Here is an 8,401-nt window from a genome sequence, read left to right as displayed (position 1 = left end):
CGGCCCTGAAGATGAAAGCGCCCCAGCTGCCGGCGTTCCCGTTTGATCCGCAGGCCGCGCAACTGCCCAGTCAGCTGCTGAAGACCCAGGTCAGCGCGCCGGACGACGAGCGGGTGCATCCGCGCCGTCAGGGTAGCGGAGCGGGCGGGCCGCCGCAGGTCGGGTCGCCTCCGGAGCACAACGATGAGCAGTTGCTGGAGCTGGACTAATAAGAGGACAGCCACGCCTGAGCGGCATTCATGACCTCATCCTCTGGTGTGAGGTAGTCGCCCCACTCCGTGTGCACGAGGAGATCCGGATGCACTTCCGCCGTGTAAACCTGACCAGTCCGGTCTGCCTCGTAGCAAGTCGCCAGCCAGATCGTCGCCCCATCAGGCAGTGGATACGGACCGTTGGCACTCGTCAGCCCCTGGGTCGGTTCCCCGAAAAAACGAGTGGCTGGGCGTCCCTGAAACGAGAGCGCTACGATCTCACCGCTGCTGCTGGTGAGCGGCGACAACAACACGGCGACGGGAATATCTGCGTCCAGTGGTGGGTGAGGCTGACCGGTGATCCGGCTATTCACCTGCCCATCGACTGACACGGCGCCGTCCTGATAGCCCCACGACCAGGTCTCACCATCTCGAACGAACGCACCCAGTGGCCCTTCCCCTGTGAGTGGACCGATACCCGCCAACATGGGATACATGTTGCCCCCCTCGTTGAGGCGCAGATCCACGATCCACTTCCGGGCGCCAGCACTGTAAAGCTCCGTAATGATTTTCTGAACGGCGTCCTGGTAGAGCTGATCATCCGGCAACGTTCCGTCACCGCCATGATCGGGCAGATCGATCCATGCCACATCCGGACGCACCAGCCGACCCTGGGGCATTCGATTCATGCCGAAGGGAGCGCGGCGGAGGTGAAGATGCTGTACGTCTGGAGCGTTGCGGGACTGGTAAGTGATCGAGATATCCCCTGCACGGGGCATCTCCTCGTTGACACCAGGGCCGACAGGCCGGTCATTGATCGCCAGGACTCGGTCCCCCACCTGCAGACCAGCGTGATCTGCGGGGCTGTCCGGGTACACGCGGGCAATGACGCCCTGCACGTACTTGATTCCGAAGCCACCCGGCGAGGTTCCATGCGGCTGAGCAGGGCGCTGAAGGAAGCTATGCCGGTCCTGTAATGCGCTCAGGGCGAATTCAATCGCCGAGTAGGTCTCAGCGGTGGTTGTCGCGTTCGCGGCGAGACGGTGGGCTTCTGCTCGCACAGTGGTCCAGTCAACGCTGACTGACCGCACGGCGTCACTCTCGATGAGGTCAAGGGCAGTATTCAGGTAGTCCTTGATGGATTCAGCTGGCTGAGTCGTCTCGGTTGGCATCTGGTGGGTCACGAATACACCTCAGTGAGAATTGGAGCAGCGTCTGAGGTTATCGTGTTGCCCCTGCCTATTGCACGCAGCATTGTCCTGCAGACCGTCGACGCCTAAGGGGAATTGGTGCGCCCACACAAAAGTCGAAACGGTGCAGTGGTCGCGGACGGCCTCCAGGTCTACTGTCAGCTGGGGATGTCCAAGGATAGAACCATCGGTCGGTTCTTTCCTTAGTCTCTAAGACCCTCTGCTTGGAAATTGGATTCCCGCCCGTCCTGGGCGAGAATCTGTTACCATTTCGTTATGCAACTATATAGAAAACTTATATCAGTTCTGTTGGCCGCATCGGTCAGTGGCGGGGTGGTCAGTGCGGCAAGTGTGCCGCTGGTGGTGCAGGTCTCCGCCAGCGCCGCCGAGGTGAACGGGCGGACGATCACGCTCAGCCCGTCCTACCAGGTGGTGCTGGCGTTCCCCCAGGCCATTGATCTGGTAGGCGGCAGCAACACGGGCCTGTTCAGGGCCACCGTGCCGGACGCGCCCCAGGACCGGTACCTCCTGCTCGATGCGCTCGCCACCACGGGCACGGCCACCATCACCGTCATCACGGGTGGACGCGTGCTGCCCCTGACGCTGGTGATTGACGGCAAGGCCAGGACCGGCACCCGCAAGTACGTCTTCACGGACGTCGAGGCCGCCGCACCGGAGACGGCCTCCACAGTGGCTGCTCCGGCCACCCCGAAGCTGACGGTCACACCGGGGACACCGCTCACGGTGACCCCACAGGCTGCCAGTGACGCCGCCCTGAACGCCGCCCGGGCCGATCTGGTGACGGCCCTCACGCGCATCCAGGACCTGAAGGGACAGGGTGCAGGCGCGGTCGCCGCTGCGGTCAGCCCCCTGCGTCTTCAGCTGACCGCGGCCGTCACGACCGGAGAGGCCACGGACGCGCTCACCCTGAGCGTGCAGAACACCGGCACGGGCGCGGTGACCCTCAATGCGGACGACCTGCAGCTGTGGGTGGACGGGCGGCGCGTGCAGGTGCAGGCCGAGGACCTGGAAGTGGACGCGGGCGAAACCCAGCGCCTGAACCTGGATCTGGGCCTGAAGCTGCGCGCAGGCGACGCCGTGCGGGTAACGTGGCTGGCCGGGGACGGCCGCGCCCTGAGCCGCCTGGAGACCACCACCCAGGCGCAGTGACATGAAACGGATTCCGTCTGTTTCGTTAACACCCCGGGAGGACACCGGGTTGCCAACTCCACGCCCGGAACCCGCTTCTCTCCTGCTCGCTCCGCTAGCGTTGAAAGGCTTTGCAAACCTTTCAACCGGAGTTCGTGTGAGAGCTCTTACTGCCCTCACGCTGGCCTGCTGCGTCGCCTGTGCCGGTGCGCAGAACATTCCCGGACTGACCACCGTGCCGGGTCTGCCGACATTGCCCGCGCTGCCTGGCGTGCGTGACGTGTGGGGTGGGTCAACCCCGACCCTGCCCACCCTGCCGGTTCTCCCCCCAATGCCCTCTCTCCAGAACGTGGACCCCTCACTGCTGACCGGCACGCGGAACGATCCGCCACCCACCTACACCCGCAGGAACGTGTTCTCGTTCCCCGACGAGCGCCTAGGCGTGCTGGCCAGGGGCAAGTGGCCCATCCTGGAGGTCATCAATGTGGAACAGCAGGCGGAGTGGCAGAAGAACGCCGCCGCCTGCCGGCAGCAGCAGCAGGGCAAGACACCAGCAGGCGGCACCGTCAGCTGCCCGCAGTACGAGTGGACGGTACCCCTGTCCCTGGAGAGCGAGTCGAAGGACGCGGCCACCGGCATCCGCAGGGCCTGGCAGCGCTTCGAGGATCGCTACTGGTGGCGGGCGCAGACGAACCTGAACAACACCTCCATGGTGCCCGTCCACTGCTGGCTTGGCCTCGGCATGGGCGCTCTGGACACCAGTCCCGCCACGGTCAGGACCACCGTGGACCGCAGCGACGTTCCAGAGGTGCTGGCCAGCAGGATCCCGACCAGCACCCCAGAGAACAATCTGCACCTGGACAGTTACTGGCCGTTGCCGCAGGTGCCTCCAGGGGACTTCTGCGATGGCCTGCACTGGAAGGTCAACCTCATGTACCTGCCGGGCGGCTGCACGTACATCTTCGGTGTCCGGACCTTCTGCCTGCAGGGCAACGACACCGTAACGGGCCCAGGGGTGGCCCCCATCTACTTCAACATGGGAGAGGCGCAAGACAGGGTGTTCGACGCCATGCAGCACGCCGCTACCATGTACTACCCCCAGTACCAGGCGGATGCCCTGGCGGAGATGCTGCCGCCCAGGCGCCGGGGGCTGTTCATGCTGCCGTGGAATTCACACCTGCCCGGTCAGGGCGCGATGGTCGCGCCGGTCATGAACCAGGACGTGAGCCTGACGCAGTTCACCGACCTGGCCCAGCGGGCCGGGGACGCCCTGGGGGACGTGTACCGGCCCACCAGCCCCCTGTACTACTTTCAGAGCGTGAAGCGACTCCCGGCTTTGGACGTGTTCTCCCTGCCGGGGCGAAAGGACCTGCTTGGGTCCCCGCCCGGCGTGTGGAAGTTCGAGGAGTTCAAGCGCACGCTCGGGCCCAGCAATCCCGCCTACTACGATCTGTTCGGGTACGCCACGTGGTTCCAGACCTGGAACCAGCTGGACGCGGCGATCCTGCCGGAGCCGCTGTCCGCCAGGCCGCTGCGCACCCTGACCTTCTTCGCCGGAGCCATCGACCATTACGTGGACTTCAGTGGTGTCCACGAGGTGCCCGTGCCCACCGGCGTGCTGGTGCCCCCCTACCACCTGCCCTTCCTGAACTACCGCGTGCACTACACCTGGACCAGCGTGCCCGAGGGCTACGACATTCCGCGGGTCAGCGGCACCCCGGCCTTCGATTACGGCCCGGTCGTGCGGTGAGGAACTCCATGAACCACCTGCTCACCGCGCCGCTGCTGCTGGCCACCCTGGCAGCCGCGCAGCCCCCGCCCGGCACCCCCCAGGTCAAAGCGGCCGTCATGACCGAGGCCCAGCTGCTGCCCCTGCTGACCGGTGAGCTGCTCATCCTGGGCAGCGAATTTCCCGGGCGGCTGTTCCAGAAAACCGTGCTGGAGCGCCTGAAAGCGGGAACCCTGCGGGTCCGTGTGCTGACCGGCAAGGGCAGCCTGGCCTACTTCGCGCCCGTGCAGCAGGCCGGCGGTGTAGTCAGGGCGTTCCCCGGCAGGATCACCGGCGCCGTCGCCGTGGCGGGCGGCAGCCTGATCGTGGCCAGAGGCGCCGGGTATCAGGTCGTGAGCGGCCCTGGCGTGGCCGCCAGCGTGCAGTCCCAGTTCGAATCCGCCTGGAGGTTCGCCAAGTGAACACGTCCGCAAAAAACTACCCTCTGCTGCTGCTGGCACTGCTGGTCACGGCCTGCGGCGCCGCAACCGAACTCACCGAGGGCAACCCCCCCACCCAGGGCATCACGGCCCAGGTGAGCGGCAACAACCTCACGGGTGACCATGGCACCGTCTACGGCGGCGGCGCGGTCACGATCACGCTCACCGGCCCCGTCGAGCAAGGAACGCCCGTGACCTGGAGCGTCAGTCAGGGGGCCATCGTGGGCCAGGGCCTCAGCGCGACCCTGCCGTACAACGACATCAACCGCCAGGTCCTCACCGGTCAGCCCATCACCGTCACGGCCACCGTCACCACACCCCTCGGCGCCGTGCCCATCACCGTGCCGCTGCGGGTGGACGATCAGGCACCCCGGGCGAACGGTGGCGTCACCGCGACCGTTCCCGGCCGCCCGGCCTTCTTCATCGGCGAGAACGCCGAACTGTCCGGCACGGCCACGTTCCAGGCCAGCTTCACGGACGACGGCGTGGGCCTGAACCCCGTGAAGCTCAGCGCGTACCTGCGCGGTCTGCCGGTGCTGGGCGACGTACGCGCCGCCAGTGAACTGCCCGAGGCGCGCGGCTACACGCTGCGCGTGGACGTGATCAGTGACCGCCTCGGCAACCGCGTCGATGTGCCGCCCGGCACGGTCGCCGGGCCGTTTAACGTGGACCTCACGGCCCCGGTCGTGACGGGCAGCGCGCCGCAGGGAGCCAGGATCCAGGACAGCACGGTCCTGACCTTCACCGGCACCGACCCGCTGCGCGCCGACCGCACGCCCGGCAGCGGCGGCGTCACCCTGACCAGCGATCAGGGCGGCACGGGCAGCAGCAACACCCTCACCCTGACCGGCGCGCAACTGCGCGCGGGCGGCGCCAGCGGCCCGGTCACCATCACCGTCACCGCGACTGACGCCGCGGGCAACTCCACGACCTTCATTCAGACCGTCACCCTGGAGTGACTGACCCGGATGCCGTCTGTTCCGTTGGCCCATCGGGAGAGCACCGACGCGCTAACTCCACGCCCGGCATCCGCGCTGTTCCTTCTCGCTCCGCTCGGGTGGGAAGGTTTGGATAACCTTCCCACCGAAATTCCTGATGAGGTGCCCATGCGAACCATTCTCTTTCTTGCTGCCCTCGTGCTCGGCGCGGCCAGCGCGCAGACCACCCCTGCGGTCACCCCTGCGGCCAGTGTCACCATCACCGACGTCCCAGCTAGCCACTGGGCGAGGGAAGCAATCGGCGTGCTGATAGGCCGAGGCATCCTGCAGGGCTTCCCTGATGGAAGCTTCAGCGGACAGGCGCCCCTCACCCGCTACGAAGCGGCCACCCTCCTGTACCGCCTGCTCACGAATGGCACGCTGTCGCAGGTGCAGCTGACCCCTGCCGACCTGCAGGCCATCGCCAAGGGGCTTGAAGAGGTCACGGCTGAGATCCTGACCCTCAGTACCCGGCTGAATGCGACTGAGGCGAAGAACCGGGACCAGGACGCCCGACTGTCCACCATCGAGGGGCAGGCACCACTGGTGGGGGCCCGCCTGGATGCCGTGGAGGCCGCCGTGCTGGCCACGGCGCCGCTGCTCACCGACACGGTGCCCCGCAGCGAGTACCTGGCCCTGCAGGCCCGCGTGGCCGCCCTGGAAGCGGGGCAGGAGGCGAACATCCCAGCGCCCGCTCCCACCGTGGCGCCGGCCCAGGTGTTGGCGCCCGCCGCGCCGGTCACACCAGCCGTCACCACCCCGGCGTTCCCACCCGCACAGAAGGCCGCCGGGGAGCCACAGCAAAACGCGTCCCAGCCCCGCAACCTGTACCTGGGCCTGACCGCCACCACACCGATCAGCAGCGAAGCGCGCGTGGGAGGCGAGGCCACCCTGGGCATGAAGAACGCCGTGGCGGGGTTCGGCGTGCAGGTCAGGGCAGGCTACCGGCCCAGCGCGAAGGCCTTCACGGCTGAAGCGGCCGTGACGCGGCCGTTCGCGTTCCAGGGCGTCACGCCCTACGCCGGCGTGGGTGCGGGCGCGGCGTTCAGTCCGCGGCGCGGCGCGATCACCCAGAACGCGACCGACTCTTATCTGAGCGGCCTGGTGGGAGTGGACTACCCTTTCAATGAGAGCGTCGCACTGACCGGGGAGCTGGGCGTGCGGTACTTCCTGTCGAATCACGGGTACGCCTCGGGCCTGGACGCAGGCGTGGAGCGCGGGGTGAGTCCGGGTGCCAGACTCGGGGTGAAATTCCGGTTTTGACGCGACGCTGCCAACTGACCCGCCGTCACGCCCAGATGAGGCACCAGCGGCGGGTCATGGGCCTGTAATGTGACGGCATGCAAGACGCCGACCTTCACGCCATCCTGCAGAACCTCGCAGACTGGGGTGGCTGTGAACTGAATGACTTCAACACAACGTTCGGGGAGTCAAACCTGAACGTCATCAAACGACGCCATTACGTGGAACAGATCGACACGCCGTACGGGAAGATCCTGTACCTCACCCGCGACGGGCGCCTGGCCGTGGGCCTGACCAACCTGTACCACCCCACCGTGCAGGCCCTCGTGAACAACGTGGCGGTGCGGCGGGCCGTGGCCGCCCTGACGGCAGAAGGATACACCGACCCCAAGCCGCGCGTGTACGGCAACGCCCACGCGCAGATGACTGATCCGGACGGGAAACTGGTGTGCGTGAGTGCGCGGGCCACGTCCTTCAACTCGCACTCGATCCGGCTGCTGGCCGGGCGGCTGTTCGACGGGACCCGGCCGGAACTGTCGCGGCTATTCGTGTTCGTTCCCAGGGCGAAACGGTTCCGGACGCTCCATGACCGCTACCCGCTGGAGATCCGCGAGGTGGACATGCCGCAACCGTTGCAGGTGAAAGTTCCGGCGGCGTCCAGAGGCAGAAAGAAGGCCGCAGCGGATGTCTAACCGTCGAAGGGACCCAGCAACTCGTGCGGATCGAACAGCGGACTCTGCCCGTTGGCTTTCCTGCGTTCCAGGTGCTCCAGGGCCATGTGCACGCCTTGGGAGCGCAGCACCTGAAGATTCTCTGGGCGGTTGTCCCCCTTGTCCCCATTGAGGTGATGCACCACCTCGCCCGGCGCGAGCGGACGGCCGAGAGCGGCCTCCGCTACGAGGCGGTGCTCACGCATCTGCACCTTGCGTTCTGCGTCCCAGATTCGCCGATAAGGAGCCATGACCCAGTGTAAAGCTTCCCTCTCTATGTCAGTATCACGAAAGAGGGGAAACGCACGCCCAGGGCCACTTTTCGGCTTACCAGAAGGTGCTGAGCGTGAGCGGCCACGATACGCTCCAAACCCTCTGGCTTCCACGGGCTGTCCGTGATGAAGTGTTGCAGGTGATCTTGTTCCCTAGGTGCAACTTGGTCGGCCAGTGGCTGCATGCTTTTCCGATGCACCAGGCCGCACAAATCCTGCACATACACGGGAGCCCAGCACTGCTAGGCTCAGTGGCGAAAAAATGTCAGGAATGGAGAAGACCAAGGGGGAAAGTGGCAAGTCGACCGCGGGCGTCGAGAACGCTTCACCAAGGCGACCAGCATAGTTGCTGGCCTGGACGACTCCCCTGCATATTTTCCAAAGTAGTAACTGCTCAGCAGGGGGGTGGGGTGCGGCGCAAAGTGTAGAGTCTGGGTATCGCTGACGATGCCTGCCCAAACT

General features: G+C 66.2%; 10 protein-coding genes. 7 read left to right on the top strand and 3 right to left on the bottom strand.

The annotated features are described in order from the left end of the window. On the top strand, window positions 1-209 hold a 209-nt coding region (locus QZ271_RS12875), incomplete at its 5' end, for a hypothetical protein (protein ID WP_291432106.1). On the opposite strand, the gene QZ271_RS12870 is transcribed toward QZ271_RS12875, so the two are convergent. Continuing rightward, on the bottom strand, window positions 206-1,375 hold the full coding sequence (locus tag QZ271_RS12870) for a S41 family peptidase (protein ID WP_291432104.1): 1,170 nt from the start codon (window positions 1,373-1,375) through the stop codon (window positions 206-208). The genes QZ271_RS12875 and QZ271_RS12870 overlap by 4 nt on opposite strands. A gap of 315 nt (window positions 1,376-1,690) precedes the next feature. Here QZ271_RS12870 and QZ271_RS12865 point away from each other — a divergent pair, with 315 nt between their 5' ends. From QZ271_RS12865 to QZ271_RS12840, 6 genes are all read left to right on the top strand, one after another. Beyond that, window positions 1,691-2,551 carry a hypothetical protein gene (locus QZ271_RS12865; protein WP_291432102.1) on the top strand — a complete coding sequence of 287 codons (861 nt, stop codon included), beginning with the start codon at window positions 1,691-1,693 and terminating at the stop codon, window positions 2,549-2,551. Window positions 2,552-2,687: 136 nt separating this feature from the next. Then, entirely contained in the window at window positions 2,688-4,280 is a 1,593-nt protein-coding gene (locus QZ271_RS12860) for a hypothetical protein (protein WP_291432100.1), read from the top strand. 8 nt (window positions 4,281-4,288) lie between these two features. Next, window positions 4,289-4,720 carry a hypothetical protein gene (locus QZ271_RS12855; protein ID WP_291432099.1) on the top strand — a complete coding sequence of 144 codons (432 nt, stop codon included), beginning with the start codon at window positions 4,289-4,291 and terminating at the stop codon, window positions 4,718-4,720. Next, window positions 4,717-5,697: a hypothetical protein gene (locus QZ271_RS12850; protein WP_291432097.1), complete on the top strand. Its 981-nt coding sequence runs from the start codon at window positions 4,717-4,719 to the stop codon at window positions 5,695-5,697. Before QZ271_RS12855 ends, QZ271_RS12850 begins: the two co-directional genes overlap by 4 nt. 147 nt (window positions 5,698-5,844) lie before the next feature. Then, window positions 5,845-6,978, top strand: a complete 1,134-nt coding sequence (locus QZ271_RS12845) for an S-layer homology domain-containing protein (RefSeq protein ID WP_291432095.1) — start codon at window positions 5,845-5,847, stop codon at window positions 6,976-6,978. A gap of 77 nt (window positions 6,979-7,055) precedes the next feature. Then, on the top strand, window positions 7,056-7,649 hold the full coding sequence (locus QZ271_RS12840; protein ID WP_291432093.1) for a hypothetical protein: 594 nt from the start codon (window positions 7,056-7,058) through the stop codon (window positions 7,647-7,649). Here the strand turns inward: QZ271_RS12840 and QZ271_RS12835 are convergent. Continuing rightward, on the bottom strand, window positions 7,646-7,918 hold the full coding sequence (locus QZ271_RS12835; RefSeq protein ID WP_291432091.1) for an HNH endonuclease signature motif containing protein: 273 nt from the start codon (window positions 7,916-7,918) through the stop codon (window positions 7,646-7,648). The genes QZ271_RS12840 and QZ271_RS12835 overlap by 4 nt on opposite strands. 23 nt (window positions 7,919-7,941) lie before the next feature. Beyond that, on the bottom strand, window positions 7,942-8,166 hold the full coding sequence (locus QZ271_RS14560; protein WP_367114376.1) for a transposase: 225 nt from the start codon (window positions 8,164-8,166) through the stop codon (window positions 7,942-7,944). Window positions 8,167-8,401 lie beyond the last annotated feature (235 nt).

Source organism: Deinococcus sp., from assembly GCF_018260555.1.
Lineage (GTDB): Bacteria > Deinococcota > Deinococci > Deinococcales > Deinococcaceae > Deinococcus.
Note: the sequence above shows the minus strand (reverse complement) of the source record. Positions and strands in the feature narration are given on the sequence as shown.